The organism is Agathobaculum desmolans ATCC 43058, from assembly GCF_000701665.1.
Lineage (GTDB): Bacteria > Bacillota > Clostridia > Oscillospirales > Butyricicoccaceae > Agathobaculum > Agathobaculum desmolans.
Window position 1 is genome coordinate 14,050 of sequence record NZ_JNJN01000017.1, and the last position, 19,540, is coordinate 33,589.

At 56.9% G+C, this 19,540-nt stretch carries 18 protein-coding genes; 15 read left to right on the forward strand and 3 right to left on the reverse strand.

What is annotated here, in order from left to right:
- Positions 1–31: 31 nt before the first annotated feature.
- Together T363_RS0105855 and T363_RS0105860 are read right to left on the reverse strand one after the other, a co-directional pair.
- Entirely contained in the window at positions 32–721 is a 690-nt protein-coding gene (locus tag T363_RS0105855; protein ID WP_031474154.1) for a phosphoribosylaminoimidazolesuccinocarboxamide synthase, read from the reverse strand.
- A 179-nt stretch (positions 722–900) separates the two neighbouring features.
- Entirely contained in the window at positions 901–2,346 is a 1,446-nt protein-coding gene (locus T363_RS0105860; protein ID WP_031474156.1) for a lipopolysaccharide biosynthesis protein, read from the reverse strand.
- Positions 2,347–2,528: 182 nt separating this feature from the next.
- Between T363_RS0105860 and csaB the strand changes: the two genes are divergently transcribed.
- The 13 genes from csaB to T363_RS0105930 all read left to right on the forward strand — a co-directional run bounded on the left by csaB (position 2,529) and on the right by T363_RS0105930 (position 15,824).
- On the forward strand, positions 2,529–4,748 hold the full coding sequence (gene csaB / locus T363_RS0105865) for a polysaccharide pyruvyl transferase CsaB (RefSeq protein ID WP_051643126.1): 2,220 nt from the start codon (positions 2,529–2,531) through the stop codon (positions 4,746–4,748).
- A gap of 30 nt (positions 4,749–4,778) precedes the next feature.
- Positions 4,779–5,966, forward strand: a complete 1,188-nt coding sequence (locus T363_RS0105870; protein WP_031474160.1) for a glycosyltransferase — start codon at positions 4,779–4,781, stop codon at positions 5,964–5,966.
- A 286-nt stretch (positions 5,967–6,252) separates the two neighbouring features.
- Positions 6,253–6,744 carry a 5-(carboxyamino)imidazole ribonucleotide mutase gene (purE, locus tag T363_RS0105880; RefSeq protein WP_031474162.1) on the forward strand — a complete coding sequence of 164 codons (492 nt, stop codon included), beginning with the start codon at positions 6,253–6,255 and terminating at the stop codon, positions 6,742–6,744.
- Between the two features lie 123 nt (positions 6,745–6,867).
- Positions 6,868–7,578 carry a phosphoribosylaminoimidazolesuccinocarboxamide synthase gene (gene purC, locus T363_RS0105885; protein WP_031474164.1) on the forward strand — a complete coding sequence of 237 codons (711 nt, stop codon included), beginning with the start codon at positions 6,868–6,870 and terminating at the stop codon, positions 7,576–7,578.
- 81 nt (positions 7,579–7,659) lie between these two features.
- Complete coding sequence (locus T363_RS0105890) at positions 7,660–9,081, forward strand: amidophosphoribosyltransferase (protein WP_031474166.1); 1,422 nt, start codon at positions 7,660–7,662, stop codon at positions 9,079–9,081.
- 52 nt (positions 9,082–9,133) lie between these two features.
- Entirely contained in the window at positions 9,134–10,171 is a 1,038-nt protein-coding gene (gene purM, locus T363_RS0105895) for a phosphoribosylformylglycinamidine cyclo-ligase (protein ID WP_031474168.1), read from the forward strand.
- Positions 10,172–10,298: 127 nt separating this feature from the next.
- Positions 10,299–10,922 (forward strand): phosphoribosylglycinamide formyltransferase, encoded by a 624-nt coding sequence (gene purN, locus T363_RS0105900; protein ID WP_031474170.1) that lies wholly within the window; start codon positions 10,299–10,301, stop codon positions 10,920–10,922.
- 18 nt (positions 10,923–10,940) lie between these two features.
- The gene (locus T363_RS0105905) at positions 10,941–11,666 is read left to right on the forward strand and encodes an IMP cyclohydrolase (RefSeq protein ID WP_031474172.1); all 726 of its coding nucleotides are present in this window, start codon (positions 10,941–10,943) and stop codon (positions 11,664–11,666) included.
- Positions 11,663–12,838 (forward strand): phosphoribosylaminoimidazolecarboxamide formyltransferase, encoded by a 1,176-nt coding sequence (locus tag T363_RS0105910; protein WP_031474174.1) that lies wholly within the window; start codon positions 11,663–11,665, stop codon positions 12,836–12,838. The genes T363_RS0105905 and T363_RS0105910 overlap by 4 nt, the downstream gene beginning before the upstream one ends.
- Positions 12,835–13,419, forward strand: coding sequence for a hypothetical protein (locus T363_RS0105915; RefSeq protein ID WP_031474176.1), 585 nt, complete (start codon positions 12,835–12,837; stop codon positions 13,417–13,419). Before T363_RS0105910 ends, T363_RS0105915 begins: the two co-directional genes overlap by 4 nt.
- Entirely contained in the window at positions 13,416–13,955 is a 540-nt protein-coding gene (locus T363_RS0105920; RefSeq protein ID WP_031474178.1) for a hypothetical protein, read from the forward strand. Before T363_RS0105915 ends, T363_RS0105920 begins: the two co-directional genes overlap by 4 nt.
- Positions 13,952–15,202, forward strand: a complete 1,251-nt coding sequence (purD, locus tag T363_RS0105925) for a phosphoribosylamine--glycine ligase (RefSeq protein WP_031474180.1) — start codon at positions 13,952–13,954, stop codon at positions 15,200–15,202. The genes T363_RS0105920 and purD overlap by 4 nt, the downstream gene beginning before the upstream one ends.
- A gap of 100 nt (positions 15,203–15,302) precedes the next feature.
- Entirely contained in the window at positions 15,303–15,824 is a 522-nt protein-coding gene (locus tag T363_RS0105930; RefSeq protein ID WP_031474182.1) for a type III secretion system chaperone family protein, read from the forward strand.
- Between the two features lie 299 nt (positions 15,825–16,123).
- On the opposite strand, the gene glgB is transcribed toward T363_RS0105930, so the two are convergent.
- Complete coding sequence (gene glgB, locus T363_RS0105940; RefSeq protein WP_031474186.1) at positions 16,124–17,890, reverse strand: 1,4-alpha-glucan branching protein GlgB; 1,767 nt, start codon at positions 17,888–17,890, stop codon at positions 16,124–16,126.
- A 235-nt stretch (positions 17,891–18,125) separates the two neighbouring features.
- Between glgB and T363_RS0105945 the strand changes: the two genes are divergently transcribed.
- On the forward strand, positions 18,126–18,683 hold the full coding sequence (locus tag T363_RS0105945) for an RNA polymerase sigma factor (protein ID WP_031474188.1): 558 nt from the start codon (positions 18,126–18,128) through the stop codon (positions 18,681–18,683).
- Positions 18,676–19,461, forward strand: coding sequence for a hypothetical protein (locus tag T363_RS0105950; RefSeq protein WP_031474190.1), 786 nt, complete (start codon positions 18,676–18,678; stop codon positions 19,459–19,461). Before T363_RS0105945 ends, T363_RS0105950 begins: the two co-directional genes overlap by 8 nt.
- Positions 19,462–19,540 lie beyond the last annotated feature (79 nt).

The window sequence follows — 19,540 nt, forward strand, 5'->3', positions numbered from 1 at the left end:
ACTTTTTTGTATTTGGTTTTCGGCGGTGGGATCACTGGCCGATGCGCTCGAGAATGAGCTTGGCACAGTCGATCTGGTTCGGGATATTGCCGTTTTCATCGCGCACGCGCCAGATGTCGGGCGTGATCTCATCGACAACATACATCTTGCCGTTCTCATCGTAGCCGACCTCGATCTTGAAGTCGATCAGGGTCAGGTTCAGCTTTTTCAGCTCGGCGCGGAGCACTTCGCCTACGCGGACGAGGATATCAAGCGCTTCGTCGTACTGGCCTTCGTGCAGCAGACCCTTCATGATGCACAGACGCTCGGAGATCAGCGGGTCGCCCTGCTCATCATCCTTGAGGGTGACTTCGGTGTACGGGGGATCGAAAACGATGCCTTCCTCCAGCGTGAAGCGGCGGCACATGCTGCCCGCGGTGAAATAGCGCAGAACAAACTCCAGCTTGGGAACGGTCAGGTTACGCACCTGCATCAGACCCTTGTCGATATCCGCACCCAGATAGTGGGTCGGGATGCCGTTGCGCTCCATCAGCTCGAAGAAATACTTGGAGACCGTCAGGCCGATGCGGCCCTTGCCCTCGACGCTGCCGCCTACGGTGTTGGAGCCGGGATCGAATACACCGTTTTCACCGGTCGCGCTGTCCTTGAAGAACAGGTTGACGACGTTGGTCGTCTCGTCGAGCAGAACGGTTTTGGTTTTGCCGTTGTACAGAGTTTTCATGTGCAGGTTCTCCCTTCATTCAGGTCGGCCGCGCTGCCGCATTGGGCGAAGCGGGTCGTTTATTGTGGAACAACGCTATTATAGCACAGGATTATGGAAAGCAACAACTGTTTCCCTGTGATCCGGTTGGAGAAAATCCGGTGGAAAGGGGCGCTTTTTTTGACACACGCGTACAGAACTCAACGATGCAGGCGGTGCCGGATGGCCTGCAGCTCGGCGCGGCCCTCGCCGCTGACGATGATGCAGACGGCATAGACAAGCGCACCGGCGGGGACGGCCAGCACAAGGCGCATCAGGTTGCCGACCGGCAGCAGGGTGCAGCCGTATGCCGCTGTGCCGCACAGCAGGGCGGACAGCAGGATGCGCAGAACGCTTGCCGGTGCAAGGCGGAACAGGAAGCGGCGGCGCACCCGCACACAGGTGATGACAAAGTATGAGGCGAATGCCACGACCGAACCGAGCGCACCGCCTGTAAAGCCGAGCACACGCAGCAGCACGATGCTGGACAGTACCTTGATCACTGCGGCGGCTGCGCTGTTTTGCAGCACCTGTACGGTGGACTGCTCCAGCTCATAGGCTTTGTTGGCGTATTCGGTCAGTCCCATAAACAGCATGGCAAGCGCGGTATAGGCGATGACCGGTGCACCGGCCTCATAGCCTTCCGCGAACAGGAAGCGCGACATGGGGAGCGAAACTGCGGTCAGTCCCGCAACGGCGGGGGCGGCGATCAGCAGATACAGGCGCACGCCCTGATCGAGCAGGGGCTTGGCAGCGGTTTGGCCGCCTTCGCGCCACGCACGCAGCACGGCGGGGTAGACCCCGCGCATGATGCCGACCGAGATCATGGTGAACAGCCCGGCGGCAATCGAGTTATTGCTTGAATAGATGCCGTACACATCCATATTGAAAAAGCCGACGACAAGGTATTTATCGATCTGGTTGAGCAGGGTGACCGAAATGGAAACGCCCATCAGCGGCAGGCCGTATTTGAGGAACCTGCCGAATAATGCGCGGGAAAACCAGCGCAGCCGGACGATGGCAGGCAGACCGAGCGCCGCGATCGCGCCAAGTCCGGCAAGCCCATCCGCCACGGTATTGGCGGCAATGGCCGGGAAAGGGGAGGCGGGGTTGTCCATGCCGTATACCAGCACATAGGCAACAGCAAGCTTGAGCACCGCAGAGAGCAGGCTCAGTGAAATGGATGCTTTCATCCGTCCGAGCTGGATGAGCGCGGAGTTTAGAATTTGAAATACGGTATAGCTGCAGAACATGGTGAGGAAGCCGAGGTACAGCCGGTCTCCGGTAACGGCTGCCGCTGTGCAGCAGAACACTGCCACGGCGGCGCAGATCAGCAGATAAACGGTCGATACGGTGGAGAACAGGCCGCGCCCCTGGTCATGTTGGAATTCTTCTCCAACATAGCGGGTGGCGGCGTTGGCCATCCAGCCGGCCAGTATGAGATAGGCGATCTGCACGTTGAAGTTAATGAAGTTGAACGTGCCGACCGTGGATTGATAAAACAGATGGGTGTACAGGGAGGAGCACGCGATCACCAGCAGTCCTTCCGCGATTTTGGCGGGCAGGAACAGCATGGCATCCCGTGTCATGGTGTTTTTCGAGGACAAGGACAAAACCCTCACTTTCGGTCAGATAACAACAGTATAGCATGGTTGCTGCGGAAAAACAAACGGCAAGTTTGGCGGGGCGGGCGGTCTGCGGGTGCGGCTTTGTTTTGCTTTTCGGCCTGATTCGTGGTATACTTACCGGAGTATATCACGATTCGGCTGGAGGAATGGTTTTGAGAGTGATGCATGTGATGGGCGGCGGCGATGTCGGCGGCGCTAAAACCCAAATTATGAATACCGTCACGGGGCTTGCCAGACGCAATGACGTGATGCTGCTTTCTTTCCGCGCGGGCCCGTTTGCGGATGAGGCGCGCGAGCGCGGGATCGATGTGCGCGTGATCGAGCGGCACAACCCCTTTCGCGCCGCCCGCGCCATGCGCGATCTGGTGGATGAATTTGAGCCGGATATCATCCACTGTCACGGCGGCCGCGCCAATCTGATGGGCGCTATGGTGCGCCGTACCCGCCGGGTGCCCGTGCTGACAACCGTGCACTCGGATTATAAACTGGATTATATGGGAAATCCGTTCAAACAGCATACCTTCGGCACTGCCAATGCGGTGGCTTTGCGCTTTTTGGATTTTTACCAGCCGGTGGCTGACCGCATGGCCCGCACCCTGATCGAGCGGGGGTTTGATCCTGAGCGGATCGTTAAAATCTATAACGGTATGGAATTCAAGCGGCCGGAAGGCGCGCTTGACCGTGCGCAGTATCTGCGCGAGACCTTTGGCGCGGAAATTGCGGAAGGGGACGTGCTGTGCGGTATTGCCGCGCGTCTGACAGCGGTCAAGGATATTGCAACGACTGTGCGCGGCTTTGCCGCGGCGCTCAAAGAAGCTCCGCAGCTTCGTCTGTTCATCGCGGGCGAGGGCGAGGATGAGGAGATGCTTCGCCGCCTGTGCACGCAGCTCGGCGTGGCGGAACGCGTGACGTTCTGCGGCTGGGTCGCGCCGGTGGAGCCGTTCTTCCGCGCAATGGACATCAATTTGCTGTCCTCTGTGTCAGAAACCTTTCCGTATTCCATTTTGGAAGGCATCTGCGCGGGTTGCGCGACGATCTGCTCGGATGTCGGCGGTATGCCCGAACTGATCGATACGGGGGAAAACGGTTACATCTTCCCGGTGGGGGATGATAAGCAGCTGGCGCGTTATATGGTGCGGCTGGCGAACGATGCCGCACAACGGCAGGCCTTTGCGGAGGCGCTGTATCAAAAGGCATCCCGCGATTTCTCCAAGGATAAAATGTGTGAACGGCAGGAGGCCAACTACCGCCACGTGCTGGCCCGCTTCCACCGTCCCAAAGAAGAACGGGAGAGCATCGTGATCTGCGGCGCCTACGGACGCGGCAATGCGGGCGACGACGCGATTCTGGAGGCGATCGTGCGCGAGATGCGCGCGTTGGCACCTGAGCGGACGATCTGCGTCATGTCGCGCCGGCCGAAGGAGACCCGGCTCAATTACCGCACGGGCGCGGTGTATACGTTCAACGTTCTGTCAGTGCTGCGGCGCTTCCGGCGTGCGGCGCTGTATATCAACGGGGGCGGCTCGCTGATGCAGGATGTGACCTCGACCCGGTCGATCTGGTATTACTGCTATACGCTGCATGCGGCGAAAAAGCGCGGCTGCAAGGTGATGATGTACGGCTGCGGCATTGGGCCGATCAACCGGATGGGCAACCGGAAAATGGCCGCGCGGACGATCGACCGGTCGGTAGACCGGATCACGCTGCGCGATGATAATTCGCGTGCGCTGCTGGCAGAAATGGGCGTGACGCGTCCGGATATTCGCGTTTCTGCCGATCCGACCATCATCCTCGATCCTGCACCGCAGGAGATCGTGCGCTTAGCGCTGGAACAAAGCGGCATCGATCCGGACGGACGGTATATCGGTTTCGGCCTGCGCAACTGGCCGGGGCTGGATGGTGCGCTGCCCGAGATCGCAGCAGCGGCGGAGTATGCCTATCGCCGCCACGGGCTGACGCCGGTGTTTGTGCCGATCGAGTTTCCGAGCGACCTGACCCCCGCCGAGCGTGTTGGGGCGCTGCTTTCCTGCCCGTGGCATGCAGTGCGCACGCGCCTGCCGATCGAAACCACCATCGGTATTCTGGCACGGATGCAGACCGTAGTCGGGATCCGGCTGCATTCGCTGATGTTTTCGGCAGGGCAGGGTGTGCCGGTGGTTGGTATGAGCTATGATATCAAGGTGGACGGCTTTTTGAAATACATCGGCAGCCGCACCTGCCTGCAGCTCCGCTCGGTGCGGGCGGACGAGCTGTGCCGCCTGATTGACGAATGTGTTTCGGGCGCACTGGATGGGGAGGTGTGCCGCACAGCCGAAATGCTGCGCGAGCGCGAACAGGAAAATGTGCGCGGTGCGGCCAAGCTGCTCGGCATTGAGAATTGACCGGAGAACAACGGAAGGATCTGTAACATTATGAAAAATCATGTGGTTTGTCTTTCGACGACCAATTATCATCCGCTTCCAACCCGCAAGCAGAATGTGATGAGCCGCCTGCGGAACAGCGAGGTGCTGTATTTTGACCCGCCGGTATCGGTCATCGCGCCGCTGAAGGATAAAAAAGCGGCAGCCTATATCCGGAAATACCGTCAGCCCGGCGAAAAGGTGGAAGGGCATGAGAACATTACGGTATATGCCTTGCCGCCGGTGCTGCCGTTTTTCAATAAATTCCGGTGGGTGAACCGGCTCAATCAGAAGCGGCAGGCCAAATTCGTGCGACGGAAGATGCAGGAACACGGCTTTGGGGAGGAGAGCGTTCTCTGGTGTTATTCTCCCTCCTCGTGCGATATTGTGGAGCATGTGCCGCACCGCGCGCTGGTGTATGACTGCGTGGACCGTCATTCGGCCTATAAGGGGCACATCACCCCGGCGGTGGTTGATGGGATGGAGCGCGATCTGGCAAAGCCAGCCGATCAGGTATTTGCCACGGCGGTCGGTCTGGCAGAAACGCTGGAGCAGATCAATCCCACAACACGGATGATCCCGAACGGCGCGGCATATGAGATCTTTTCCCGGGTGCAGACGGAGAAAGGGGCGCTCCCTTGCCCGGCGGATATGAAAAACCTGAAGCATCCGGTGTTCGGCTTTGTCGGCATGCTGCAGGAGTGCATTGACTATGCACTGATCGAAAAGCTGGCAAAGGAACGGCCGGACGCGACGGTTTTCCTGATCGGGCGCACGCTGCCGGGCGTGGATCTGACGCATTTGCAGCAGTATCCGAATATCGTGTTTCACGGTCTGGTGCCGCAGCCTGAGCTGCCGGCATATCTGGCGCAGATGGACGTGTGCCTGAATGTGTTCCGTCCGGGGGCGCTCAGCCGCGATGTATCGCCGCTGAAGTTTTATGAATATCTGGCGACCGGCAAGCCGGTTGTATCGACCCGCGAACCGCTGCAGGTGGAGGATTTTAAGGACGTGGTCTATATCGCGCATCATGAGGACGAGTTCCTTGCCCTGTGCGATGCGGCGGCGGCTGAACATGATCCGGAGAAAACGGAAAAACGGCTGGCCTACGGCGCACAGTGCTCGTGGAGCGAGCGGGTACGCCAGATGGAACAGGTGCTGTATGGAAAAGGCGTTCTGCACGAAAGCGGGGACACTTAAAACACTTCTTTGGGCATTTGTACGAAAGCGGAAAAAACCTTGTAAAATGCTTGCAATACACGGCTCGATTGGATAAAATAAAAGTGTATTTTCACCGATCGAAGGCAGAAAGAGGTGGGCGTATGACCGGCAGCGTTTTTTTGAATTGCAAGAAGCGTTCTATCCGTATGCAGTTTTTTAAGCTCGGGCATTCGTGCACGTTTTCGGGCATCGGTGCATCTGAATGAGCGAATATAAGGACACGGGTCTATCCGTGTCCTCATTTGTTTTCAAGGAGGAAAAGCGAATGAAAAAGGTACTGGTTGTAATGGGATCGGACAGCGATCTTAAGGTAATGGAAAAGTGCGTGGACCGTCTGCGGTCGTTTGAGATCCCGGCAGAGGTGCGCATCGTATCTGCGCACCGAACCCCGGCGGCGGCTGAACAGCTGGCGAAGAACGCCGCGGCAGAAGGCTTCGGTGTAATTATTGCAGCAGCCGGTAAGGCGGCGCATCTGGGTGGTGTGCTGGCGGCTTATACCACGCTGCCGGTCATCGGTGTGCCGATGGCGACCAGTGTGATGGGCGGCATGGACAGCCTGCTGTCCATTGTGCAGATGCCAAAGGGCATTCCGGTGGCAACAGTTGCAATCGACGGTGCGGATAACGCGGCGATTTTGGCCGCGCAGATGATCGCGCTGTCCGATGAAGCGCTGGCCGGCCGTCTGGCGCAGTTCAAGGCAGAGATGGCGGCGGAAGTAGCCGCCAAGGATGAAAAGGTGCGCGCACAGTTTTCGTAAGTTTGTTCTCGCAGTGGGCGGGAAAACAGGGTAAAGGCGCGGCCTGCGCTTCCATTGCCGGGCCGGGTATAACCTTAAAACAACTTTGTTTTTAAATTATTCATATAATGGAGGAATCTGAACATGGAAAAGCAAACACAGCTGTATGAGGGCAAAGCAAAAAAGGTGTTTGCAACCGATGATCCGCGTCGGGTTATTGTATCCTATAAGGATGATGCGACTGCGTTCAACGGAGAGAAAAAAGGAACGATCGCAGGCAAGGGCGCAATCAACAATGTGATGAGCAACCACCTGTTCCGGCTGCTGGAGCAGCAGGGCGTGCGAACCCATTTCATTGAGCAGCTTTCCGACCGTGAAACCGTGGTGGAGAAGGTTGCTATCGTACCGCTGGAGGTGATCGTACGCAATGTGGCGGCCGGTTCGTTTGCCAAAAGGTACGGTGTGGAGGAAGGCACTGCGTTTGCTGCGCCGACGATCGAGTTTTCCTATAAAAACGATGCGCTGGGAGATCCGCTGATCAATACTTACCACGCGTTGGCGTTGGGGCTGGCAACGCAGGCAGAGCTTGAGACGATCAAACGGACGGCGTTTCGGGTCAACGAGGTGCTGTGTGCCTACTTTGATACGCTGAACGTCCGTCTGGTGGATTTCAAGCTGGAATTTGGCCGGACGGCGGACGGTACGATCGTACTGGCGGATGAGATCAGCCCGGATACCTGCCGGTTGTGGGATAAAACAACGGGAGAAAAGCTGGATAAGGATCGATTCCGCCGGAATATGGGCGGCGTAGAGCAGGCATATCAGGAGATACTGTCCCGCGTGATGGGCCAGTAAAGCCGACGGCTCCGGCACAATAGACGAATCAATTTTAACAGGCTCCTGCCGCAGGCGGCGGGGATCGGAAAAGGAGTAACCATGGGAGGATTTTTTGGCGCAGTTTCCAAGCGGGACTGCGTATTGGACATTTTCTTTGGAGTAGATTATCATTCGCATTTGGGTACACGCCGCGGCGGCATGATCCTGTATGATCAGGAACGCGGCTTTCAGCGGCAGATCCATAATATTGAGAACACCCCGTTCCGCACGAAATTCGAAAAGGATCTGCCGGATTTTTCGGGAAACAGCGGTATCGGCTGCATCAGTGATACCGATCCGCAGCCGCTGCTGGTGCGGTCGCATCTCGGCCTGTACGCACTGACCACGGTTGGCATCATTAACAATGCGGAAGATTTGATCGCCCGGTATTTTTCGGATCACGGTCATCAGTTTATGGCAATGAGCTCGGGCAAGGTCAACTGCACCGAGCTGGTCGCGGCATTGATCAACCAGAAGGACGATCTGGTATCCGGTATCCTGCATGCGCAGGAACTGATCGACGGTTCGCTGACCGTGCTGGTTTTGACCGATGAGGGCATCATCGCTGCGCGCGACCGTCTGGGCCGCCTGCCGGTGCTGATTGGACGGAACGAGGAGGGCTGCTGCATTTCCTTCGAGTCCTTTGCGTATCATAAGCTGGGCTATGAGGATGCCTATGAGCTTGGCCCGCGTGAGATCGTCAAGGTTACGGCAGAAGGGTTTGAAACGCTTTCCCCTGCCGGTACGGAAATGAAAATCTGTTCGTTCCTTTGGACATATTACGGTTATCCCAACTCGAATTATGAGGGAGTCAATGTTGAGGTGATGCGTTACCGCAACGGCGAGATCCTTGCACGGGAGGATAAAAAGCGCGGCTTGGCAGAAGATGTTGATTTTGTAGCCGGTGTGCCGGATTCCGGCGTGCCGCACGCGATCGGCTATGCAAATGCGTGCAGCCGTCCGTTTGCGCGTCCGTTTGTCAAGTATACGCCGACCTGGCCGCGCTCCTTTATGCCGAGCAACCAGAAGCTGCGCAAGCAGGTTGCTAAAATGAAGCAGATTCCGGTGCCGGAGCTGATCGAGGGCAAAAAACTGCTGTTTGTAGATGATTCCATCGTGCGCGGCACCCAACTGCGCGAAACCGTTGAATTTCTGTATGAATCCGGTGCGAAGGAGGTTCACATGCGGTCGGCCTGCCCGCCGATCATGTACGGCTGCAAATACCTGAACTTCTCTTCCAGCAATTCCGAAATGGAGCTGCTTGCCCGCCGCACGGTGCAGGAACTGGAGGGCGATGAAGGACAGAAGCATCTGGAGGAATATGCAGATGCGAATACCGAGCGCGGCCAGTGCATGCTCAAGTCGATCTGTGAGAAGTTCGGCTTCAGCTCGCTGGGCTACCAGTCGCTCGACGGCCTGCTTGAGGCAATTGGGCTGGACCGTGATAAGGTATGTACCTATTGCTGGAACGGCAAGGAATAAATGCCGTTTACAGTGACAGATAATGATGAAATGGGAAAGTGAGTGTATAACGATGAGTGAGAGCCGTTCTGAAAGCTACAAGGCCGCAGGCGTAGACGTAACCGCAGGGTATGAGGCGGTCAAGCTGATGAAGCCGATGGTCGAATCCACCTTTACCAAGGGGGTCATGGGAACACTCGGCGGGTTCGGCGGCATGTTCCGCCCGGACTTTAAGGGCATGGCCGATCCGATTTTGGTATCCGGTACGGATGGTGTTGGCACCAAGCTCAAGCTGGCCTTCCTGATGGACAAGCATGATACCGTCGGTATCGACTGTGTGGCGATGTGCGTTAACGATATCGCATGCTGCGGGGCGCAGCCGTTGTTTTTCCTTGATTATATTGCGGTAGGCAAAAATCATCCGAATAAGATCGCGCAGATGGTGGCCGGCATTGCGGAGGGCTGCCGTCAGGCAGGCTGTGCACTGATCGGCGGCGAGACTGCCGAAATGCCCGGCTTTTATCCGGAGGATGAGTACGATATGGCAGGCTTCTCGGTCGGTATGGTCGATAAGGAAAAGATGATCGACGGCACGAACATCCGCCCGGGCGATGCGCTGATCGGCGTGGCGTCCTCGGGCGTACATTCCAACGGTTATTCGCTGGTGCGCAAAACGCTGGGCATCAATGAAAAATCCGTGCGCCGCTATATTGACGAATTCGGCAAGACGCTGGGAGAGGAGCTGCTCACCCCGACCAAGATCTATGTCAAGGCGATCCAGTCGCTGATCGGCAAGGTCGAGGTCAAGGGCATCAGCCACATCACGGGCGGTGGTTTCTACGAAAACGTGCCGCGCATGCTGCCGGAAAACGTGTGTGCTAAAATTGAAAAGGCAGCTATGCCGGTGCCGCCGGTGTTTGAGCTGATTGCCAAGACCGGCAAGATCCCGGAGCGTGATATGTATAACACCTTCAATATGGGCGCCGGTTTGGTGCTGGCGGTCGCGGCGGAGGATGCGTCCCGCGCGGTGGCGGCGATCTCGGCTGCGGGCGAGCAGGCATATATCATCGGTGAATGTGCTGCCGGTGATAAGGGCGTAGAACTCGTTTAAGAATGGATAATGGAGCATGGAGAATGGCGGTGTCGTGCAAAGCGCGATGATCTGGTTGGTGCTGCGCGCCGGTTCTGCAATTTTCCATTTTCCGTTCTCAATTATTATTTTTCGGAGAACAATAACTATGATAAATATCGCAGTTTTGGTTTCGGGCGGCGGCACGAACCTGCAGGCGCTGATCGATGCACAGCAGGCGGGAAAAATCGAAAACGGGCGCATTGCGCTGGTGGTTTCCTCCAATCCGCAGGCATATGCGATCGAACGGGCGGCGCAGGCGGGGATTCCGTCTGCCGTGCTGCGCCGCAGGGAATACAGCAGCGCAGAGACATACAGCGAAGCGCTGGACGCCTTGCTGCAGCAGCAGGAGATCGGTCTGGTCGTGCTGGCCGGGTTTATGACCGTGCTGCCGGACAGCTTCTGCCGCCGGTATGAGAACCGTATTATCAATGTGCATCCGTCGCTCATCCCCTCGTTTTGCGGAGAAGGGTATTACGGGCTGCGCGTGCACGAGGCCGCACTTGCCAAAGGGGTAAAAGTGACTGGGGCTACCGTGCATTTTGTATCCGAAGTGGTGGATGGAGGCGCGATTATTGCCCAAAAAGCAGTGCAGGTGGAAGATGGCGATACGCCGGAACGTTTGCAGAAGCGTGTGATGGCCGAGGCCGAATGGCTGCTGCTGCCGCAGGCAGTATCGGATTTCTGCGCCGGGCGCCTTTCTGTGCAGGGTACATGGGTCGCCAGAAAATAAAAAGGAGTGAAAAGCGTTATGAGTAAAAACGTGTTCAATATCAGCCACGAGCTGCTGAGCAACGCCTATCCGGGCCGCGGCATTATTTTTGGCCGCACACCGGACAACAAGCAGAATGTTGTGGCGTATTTTATCATGGGCCGGTCGGAAAACAGCCGCAACCGTGTTTTTGTGGAAACCGAGGACGGGATCCGCACGCAAGCGTATGATCCTTCCAAAATGACCGATCCGTCGCTGATCATCTATCATCCGGTTCGCCAGTGCGGCGGCAAGCTGGTTGTGACCAACGGCGATCAGACCGATACGATCTGCGACTATTTGCGGGAAGGCAAGAGCTATATCGATGCGCTGCGTACCCGTCAGTTTGAGCCGGACCCCCCGAACTACACCTCGCGTATTTCGGGCGTGATCAACGAGGATGGTTCGTACAGCCTGTCTATTTTGAAGAATTTTACCTCGGACCGCACAGCGAACAAGCGCTTTTTCTATGAATACGACAAGCCGGTTGCCGGGTTGGGTCACTTCATCCATACCTATCAGTGCGACGGCGATCCGCTGCCGCCCTTCCGCGGGGAGCCGAAGTGCATCCGCATCGAAAAGCCGATCAAGCAGTTTACCGAAATGCTGTGGACCAGCATGAACGAGCAAAACAAGGTTGCATTGTTTGTGCGTTACATTGATCTGGAAACCGGCGCGTACTGGCAGGAGATCCGCAACAAGCATGAGGAGGGAAAAAACGCATGAAGGAACTGGCACTCAAATACGGCTGCAACCCCAACCAGAAGCCCGCGCGCATTTTTATGACCGAGGGCGAACTGCCGATCGAGGTACTCAACGGCAAGCCGGGGTACATCAACTTCTGCGATGCGTTTAACTCCTGGCAGTTGGTCAAGGCGCTGAAAAAGGCGACCGGTATGCCGGCGGCGGCATCCTTTAAGCATGTTTCGCCCGCGGGCGCGGCACTGGGCAAGCCGCTGACCGCAGTGGAAAAGCAGATGTATTTTGTCGAGGCCGATCATGAGCTGTCTCCGATCGCCTGCGCATATATCCGTGCCCGTGGTGCGGATCGTCTGTGCTCGTATGGCGACTGGGCGGCGCTGAGCGATCCCTGCGATGCGGATACCGCGCGGTATCTGGCAGGCGAAGTGTCGGACGGCATCATTGCGCCGGACTATACGGCGGAAGCGCTGGAAATTCTCAAGACCAAGCGCAAGGGCGGCTATAATGTGGTCAAGATCGACCCGGATTATGTGCCGGGGCCGATTGAGCAGCGCGATATTTTCGGCATTCGCTTTGAACAGGGCTATAATGACTATGAGATCAACGAAAGTCTGCTGACCAATATCGTGACTGAGTGCAAGGATCTGCCGGAGTCTGCACGGCATGATATGATCCTGTCGCTCATCACACTCAAGTACACGCAGTCCAATTCGGTCTGCTATGCGAAGGATGGCATGACCATCGGCGTCGGCGCGGGGCAGCAGAGCCGTATCCACTGCACCCGTCTGGCGGGACAGAAGGCGGACAACTGGTTCCTGCGGCAGCATCCCAAGGTGCTGGGGCTGCAGTTTAAGGATGGGATCCGCCGTCCGGACCGCGATAACGCGATCGACGTATATCTTTCGGATGAGTACGAAGATGTGCTGGCCGAAGGCGTGTGGCAGAACACCTTTAAGGTCAAGCCCGAGGTGCTGACGCTTGCGGAAAAGAAGGAATGGATCGCCCAAAACACGGGTGTAACCGTCGGTTCGGATGCCTTCTTCCCCTTTGGTGATAATGTAGAGCGTGCGCGTAAATCGGGCGTGCAGTATATTGTGCAGCCGGGCGGCTCGATCCGCGATGATAATGTGATCGAAACCGCGAATAAATACGGCATTACCATGGCGTTCACCGGTATGCGCCTGTTCCACCATTGAAACCGGCGCGCGGCGCAGCAGCGGCAAACTGGGCGTTGGGGGCGTTGGCAGCGCAGTTGGCTGCATCGTTTTTCCTGTATCGGGCAGCTCCTCTGCCCGGTGCGGTTCTGATGCTGGCCTGCTATGCCATGCAAATGTGGGCGTCACATCTGCTGCGGTGTCCGGTGGCGCTGGCCGCTGCCGTGAGCGGCGCTGCGCTGTCGGCGCTGCGGCTGGGCGGCCTGTCTGCCGGCTGGGCAGATGATCTGCTGCTCAACCTGCTGTTTTTGCTGCAATATTTGCCGATGCAGCGCAGCTTTGACCGGATGATGCAGGCGGCGGATGTCTCTGAGCAGACCCGGCGGCTGGGGCGGATATGGGCGGTCACGGCTCTGATCCAGCGCGGCGCTTCCATGATGGGCTGTTTGCCGGTTTTACAGCAGCAGGCGGTGCTGTCCCTGCAGCAGGGTGGGTATACGGCACTGTTCCGGGTGCAGCTTGGGCTGGAGATCATTGCGCTGCTGGCGGCGATGGTGTCCTATATCTGGATGGTGCGCTACCTTTGGCGCGCCCGTGTGCTGCTCGGGGAGGAATCGGTATGAATATGCTGAAGGGTTATTATGCCTATCTGGCTATTGCAGGCGGTGTGCTGCTGCGGTTGGTCATGCAGAGTAACTGGATGCTGCAAATCGTGGCGCTGGCACTGATTTCCGTAGGCGCATGGTCGCTGCAGCAGGTCTCACGCTGGTTTTTTCGCGCGAGCATTGCAGCAGATGTGTGTATCGGGCTGCGGCTGATCTGTGCTCCGGCTCTGATCCCGCCGGGGCTGCTGCGCATCGTGTTGGAATACGCATCGCTTGTGCCCGTATTGCTGACCGGCTGCCTGCTGCTGATGGCCTTTATGGAGCAGATGCGCGGCGCGGGACGCGGCACAGTATTTGAGTGGGCGGTACTTATCGTGTGGAGCGCAGGGTATATCCTGACGATCCTGATGGCGCTCGGATGCAGTAATGAGGCGGCGATGGGACTGCTGACGACTGTGGTCAACACCCTGACGGTGCTGGGTCACATTGCGCTGCTGGCGGATACGTTCCGTGCGCAGCGGGAATATCTTCGTACGGAGGCGGAAAAAACATGAAAGTTTTGGTAATTGGCGGCGGCGGCCGCGAACATGCCATTGTGCATACTTTGAAGAAAAGCCCCAAAGTGGATCATATCTGGTGCGCGCCGGGCAACGGCGGAATCGCGCAGGAGGCAGAGTGCGTTGCCATTAAGGCGACGGATATTGACGGCGTGGTAGCGTTTGCGCAGGAAAACCAGCCGGATCTGGTCATGGTCGCGCCGGATGATCCGTTGGCGCTCGGCATGGTGGATGCGCTCGAAGCGGCGGGCATCCGCGCGTTCGGTCCGCGCAAAAATGCGGCGATGATCGAAGGCTCCAAGTCGTTTGCGAAGGATCTGATGCAGAAGTACCATATCCCGACGGCGGGCTACGCGGTATTTGAGGATTCTGCGGAGGCGATCGCTTATATCAAGGAACAGGGCGCACCGATCGTTGTGAAGGCGGACGGTCTTGCGCTCGGCAAAGGCGTAACGGTTGCCATGACCGAGGATGAGGCGATCGAAGCGGTCAGGGACGCGATCGACGGCGGCGCGTTTGGCGGCGCGGGCGCCCGTGTGGTGATTGAGGAGTACTTGACCGGTCCGGAGGTGTCCGTGCTGGCATTTGTGGACGGTACGCATCTCAAGACCATGCCCTCTGCGCAGGATCATAAGCGCGCTTATGACCACGATGAAGGCCCGAATACCGGTGGTATGGGTGCGTTCTCTCCCTCGCGTTTTTATACCGAGGAAGTGGCGCAGACCTGTATGGAGACGATTTTCAAGCCGACGGTCGCAGCGATGGCGGCAGAGGGGCGTCCTTTCAAGGGCGTGCTGTATTTTGGACTGATGCTGACCCCAAAAGGTCCCAAGGTGATCGAATACAATGCTCGTTTCGGCGATCCGGAAACGCAGGCGGTGCTTTCCCGTCTGGATACCGATTTGTTTGATATTTTCAACGCGGTGATCGATGAGCGCCTGCATGAGATCGACATCCGCTGGACGGATAACGCGGCCTGCTGTGTGTGCATGGCCTCGGGCGGATATCCCAAGGCGTATGAAAAGGGAAAGGAGATCACCGGGCTGGACGATGTGGACGGTTCCTTTGTTTTCCATGCCGGTACTGCGGTGCAGGATGGCAAATTCGTGACAAGCGGCGGGCGTGTGCTCGGCGTAACGGCGGTCGCACCGACGCTGGAGGAAGCCATCCGCAAGGCCTACACGGATGTGGAAAAGATCCGCTTTGACAAGGCGCATTACCGCACAGATATTGGTGTAAAGTAAAAAAGGCGAAAAATGGAGAATGCCGGGCGTGGATAGAACGGATGTGCGCGGTGGTTCTCCATTTTCCGCTGTCTGTATTTGATTTTTCAGGAGGTTCCAAATGAAAACCGAAAAGCAGGATCAGATTTTGGATTGCATGGCCGAGGTGCTGGGTCAGAATGGGTTCCGTGCGGAGGTCATGCGCAAGGAAGGCGCGCCCACTTTGCTGCGCTGCGAGGCAATGCGGCAGGGCAAGGTGGCCAAGGATGTGGTGATAGAGTGCTGCTTCATCCCAATGCAGCTGCCGAATGAGGAAATGGGGCTGCTGCAGTTTTTTGTAACGCTGTTTCAGGGCGCGCCGGATACCAATTTGGCGCAGCTTCGCAAGGCGTGTATCTACTGCAATGATTTTTGTGCACTGGGCGCTTTCGGTTTGTTTGAGCAGGCCGGGCAGATCTATCTTAAGCACAATACATTGGTGGACGGCTCGCTGGAGCTGGAAAAGAATATTCCGTTTGTGGCGGACAACATTTCGGTGCTGCTGGCGGCTGTCGGCCGGTTTATCGACGGTATGGCGCAGATCGCCTACGCCGGCATGACGTTGGATGCCGTGCTCGATCAGGAGCTGTTTCCGAAGATGTGATCGGCAGACGGATGCAAAATTCCCCGGGAGATATTCTCCCGGGGAATGAGACTGTCGAAAAACTTCGTTTTTCCGACAATCTATGTTTGGACTGCGCCAAACATGGACGAGAAAAAGTTCCTGTGCAGAAACTTTTTCTCTCTCAAAGTATAAAAAGTCAGGCACATGTCCTGACTTTTTATGCATTTGCGCTGCAAATGCTGTTTTATGCGCGCTGCCGCGCGTATTGGTGAAACGCATCAACAAAATACTTCTTCGACAGACTGATTCCCCGGGAGATATTCTCCCGGGGAATTTTATTATGCATCTATTTGCAGCAAAACAGCGCTGAATTTCGGCAAAGAAATTGATATATTGTCTGAAATATTGAAAAATAACGGATCGGTCTCTTTTGTGCCGCCGCCGAAGCGTGTCCAGTCCGTGTGCAGCAGCAAACGGACGGACGGCGGTGCAGCGGAAAAGGGCTGCGCTTGATCGGAAAGATTGCATACCGCCAGCAGCCGTTCTCCGCCGCCGCGGCGTTCCCATGCAAATACGCAGGGGGCACCATCCTGCGGCTCGATCCAGCGGAAATTGTCCGTTTCATAATCACAGTGCAAGGCGGGGTGGGCGCGGTACACCTGACCAAGGGCGCAGAAAAATGTGTGGAAGGGACCGTGTTCGAAGCTGTGGTCAAGCGCAGCTGCTTCGTTCCATTCGGTGAGCAGCCCCAGTTCGTTTCCCATGAAGTTGAGCTTCTTACCCGGATGGGTGAACATATACAGATAAAGCGCCCGAGCCTGTGCGTATTTATCGGTCAAATCAGCGCCCCACATTTTTTGTACGATAGCAGCTTTGCCGTGTACTACCTCATCGTGTGAAAACGGCAGCAGATATTGCTCGTTGGAAAAATACTGCATGGAGAACAGCAGTTGGTCACGGTGCTGCGGACGTTCCTCCGGCGGTGTTTGAAAATAGCAGAGCGTGTCGTGCATCCAACCGAGATCCCATTTGTAATCAAATCCCAGTCCGTCCGCATCGATCGGATGGGTAACGCCCGGATAGGTGGTCGAGTCCTCTGCGATCAGCAGGGCGGTGGGATGCCGCTCCTTCAGGCCGCGGTTCAGGTTTTTCAAAAATTCCAGTGTGTCCCCGTTGACACCGCGGGCAGGATCCCCCTGCCAGTAGATCAGCCGTGAAACGGCATCCATACGCAGGCCGTCAAAGTGGAATTCCTCCAGCCAGTAGTTGGCGGCGGATTGCAGAAAGCAGCGTACTTCACGCCGGGAATGAATGAAATTATAGCTGCCCCATTCGCTTTCTCCAACATCGGCGTGTGGATATTCATATAGGGGAGTCCCGTCGAACCGGGCGAGACCGTAGCTGTCCACCGCAAAATGCACCGGAACAAAATCCATGATCGCGCCGATCCCCGCATGGTGCAGCCGGTCGATCAGTGCCTTGAGTTGGGCGGGGGTGCCGTATCGTGACGTCGGGGCGAAAAAACCAGTGTTTTGATAGCCCCATGAACCGTCGAACGGATGCTCGGACAGTGGAAGAAATTCAACATGGGTGAAGCCATGCTCGCGCAGGTAAGGGATCAGCCGGTCGGCGATCGTATCGTAACGATACCAGCCGTTTTGATCCGTCGCATCCTGCAGCCAGGAGCCAAGATGCAGCTCATAGATGTTGACCGGTGCTGCCGGCGAAGCCGTGCGGGCAGCCATCCAGTCGGCATCGGTGAAGGTATAGGCTGAAAGGTCGGTAATGACCGAGCAGCAGCCCGGGCGCAGCTCCATGGCGAAACCGTAGGGGTCACAGTGCTCGGTGACCGTACCATCCTGCGCGTAAATGCGGTACTTATAAAACTGTCCCACCTGCGCCCCGGGGACGGATACCGACCAGAAGCCGCTGCGGCCATCCTGTTGAAGTGCATCCTCTTTCCAGCTATTAAATGCGCCGGTAACAGTTATTTTAGCGGCATTTGGTGCGAAAACTCGAAAAATGACCGATTGGTTCTCAATGTGAGCGCCAAACCAGCGGTAAGCATCAAACACTTGTCCATCAAAAAAAGCCTGCTTGTCCATCGTGGGGATTCCCTCCTTCTATGGTTTGGAGTATAGTATCAGTATAGGGTACGGATACGGGAAACGCAACCGCCAATCCACCGCGCAAGTGTTCGGTACTGTCCGAAACGGGTGGAAGAGGCTGACTTTCAGGATAGCGGGCACCGGATAAAAAATAAAAATTTAATGAACCGATCGGCCTGTCAGCGGCTCTTATAGACAGGTGCACCAAAATGCAAAGGAAGGATATGGAGACATGAGCGATGAAGAACTCGTCCGGCGGATGCAGCAGGGCGATATGCAGGCGTTTGACATGCTGTATGAGCGTTATAAAAACGACGCATACCGCGTTGCCTGCCTGATCACGGGAAGCCGGACAGACGGCGAGGATCTGACGCAGGAGGCATTTGTCATCGCGGCACAGTCGATCGGCTCACTGCGGGACGGGACAAAATTCCGCTCGTGGCTGCTGAGGACGCTGTCCCGTGCGGCATGGAAATACTGCCGCAAGTCAAAACGTGAAACGCCGGTTGCGGATTTTTTTGAAACCGGTGAAAGCGAAAGCGCATTATCTGCTGTGCTGCGCACGGATGAGCAGCGGCGGTTGTATGCGGCGCTGGACACATTGGATGAAAAGCGGCGCACGGTGGTGGTATTGTACTACTTCGACGATTTGCCGGTGCGGGAGATCGCGCGCACGCTCGGCGTGACCGAGGGGACGGTCAAATCCCGCCTGTTTTCCGCCCGCCGCCATCTGCGGCAGGCGCTGACCGAAAAAGAGGGGAAGCCGAAGGAGGCTCATACAAATGGATGAAATTAAGATGGAGCGGACGCTCCGGGAGACATTGAACAACTGTGCAGAGGGCTTGCAGGCGCCCGAGCGGCTTAAGACGCGCATCGACTTTGCACTGCGCAGCGGGGAGCAGCAGGCGTCTGTGCGCCGCCGCCCGCAGTGGGGTAAAAAGCTGGCTGCTGCATGCTTGGTGGCGGCGCTCGCGGTAACCGGCGCAGTCGCAGGCAGCGGCGTTACGGGGTGGTTTTCCGCTACCCGGTGGGACAAGAGCTGGAAGGATTTTGCACAAACGGCACAGTATGCGCAGGAGCATGTGGCAGGTGCGCAGTATGTGTCATCGTTCACCAATGGCTATGAATTTGTTACAGGCAGTGAGAGCACGACCGATAAGCGGGATGACGGCAACCATACGCTGGAAAGCTTTACCGGCCTTCTGTTGACCTATCAGAAGGACGGTGCAACCGTGACGGCAGACATCGATCCTGTGCAGGAGGAGGCTGTGTATACCTCGCCGTATGACACCGTGCGGACCATAGCGGATATTGAGGTGCATTACCGTGAAATGCCCTGCATTTTCCTGCCGGCGGATGGCAGCGTGCAGCCGACCGCAGAGGAACTGGAACAGCAGGAGAATGGCGAAATCAATATTTCGTATGGTACGCAGACGCGGGAGGAAAATACCTTTTACCGTGTTTCGTGGATCCGGGACGGGCTGGCGTACTCGATCGGTACCTACGATCCCGGTACGCTGACGGAGAATGACTTCTTCCAGATGGCGCAGGAGGTCATCGAATCCTAAAAATCAGGCAAACCGCTGTTGACAGACCGGCAGCGGTTTGCTAATATATTAACTGTACTATAACGCATAGTACAAACAA

Bases quoted from the DNA above. Each gene is read 5' to 3' on its own strand.
- T363_RS0105855 (WP_031474154.1), bottom strand. From the start codon at position 721: ATGAAAACTCTGTACAACGGCAAAACCAAAACCGTTCTGCTCGACGAG.
- csaB (WP_051643126.1), top strand. From the start codon at position 2,529: ATGCATGTGATGGGCGGCGGCGATGTCGGCGGCGCTAAAACCCAAATT.
- T363_RS0105870 (WP_031474160.1), top strand. From the start codon at position 4,779: ATGAAAAATCATGTGGTTTGTCTTTCGACGACCAATTATCATCCGCTT.
- purE (WP_031474162.1), top strand. From the start codon at position 6,253: ATGAAAAAGGTACTGGTTGTAATGGGATCGGACAGCGATCTTAAGGTA.
- purC (WP_031474164.1), top strand. From the start codon at position 6,868: ATGGAAAAGCAAACACAGCTGTATGAGGGCAAAGCAAAAAAGGTGTTT.
- T363_RS0105890 (WP_031474166.1), top strand. From the start codon at position 7,660: ATGGGAGGATTTTTTGGCGCAGTTTCCAAGCGGGACTGCGTATTGGAC.
- purM (WP_031474168.1), top strand. From the start codon at position 9,134: ATGAGTGAGAGCCGTTCTGAAAGCTACAAGGCCGCAGGCGTAGACGTA.
- purN (WP_031474170.1), top strand. From the start codon at position 10,299: ATGATAAATATCGCAGTTTTGGTTTCGGGCGGCGGCACGAACCTGCAG.
- T363_RS0105905 (WP_031474172.1), top strand. From the start codon at position 10,941: ATGAGTAAAAACGTGTTCAATATCAGCCACGAGCTGCTGAGCAACGCC.
- T363_RS0105910 (WP_031474174.1), top strand. From the start codon at position 11,663: ATGAAGGAACTGGCACTCAAATACGGCTGCAACCCCAACCAGAAGCCC.
- T363_RS0105920 (WP_031474178.1), top strand. From the start codon at position 13,416: ATGAATATGCTGAAGGGTTATTATGCCTATCTGGCTATTGCAGGCGGT.
- purD (WP_031474180.1), top strand. From the start codon at position 13,952: ATGAAAGTTTTGGTAATTGGCGGCGGCGGCCGCGAACATGCCATTGTG.
- T363_RS0105930 (WP_031474182.1), top strand. From the start codon at position 15,303: ATGAAAACCGAAAAGCAGGATCAGATTTTGGATTGCATGGCCGAGGTG.
- glgB (WP_031474186.1), bottom strand. From the start codon at position 17,890: ATGGACAAGCAGGCTTTTTTTGATGGACAAGTGTTTGATGCTTACCGC.
- T363_RS0105945 (WP_031474188.1), top strand. From the start codon at position 18,126: ATGAGCGATGAAGAACTCGTCCGGCGGATGCAGCAGGGCGATATGCAG.
- T363_RS0105950 (WP_031474190.1), top strand. From the start codon at position 18,676: ATGGATGAAATTAAGATGGAGCGGACGCTCCGGGAGACATTGAACAAC.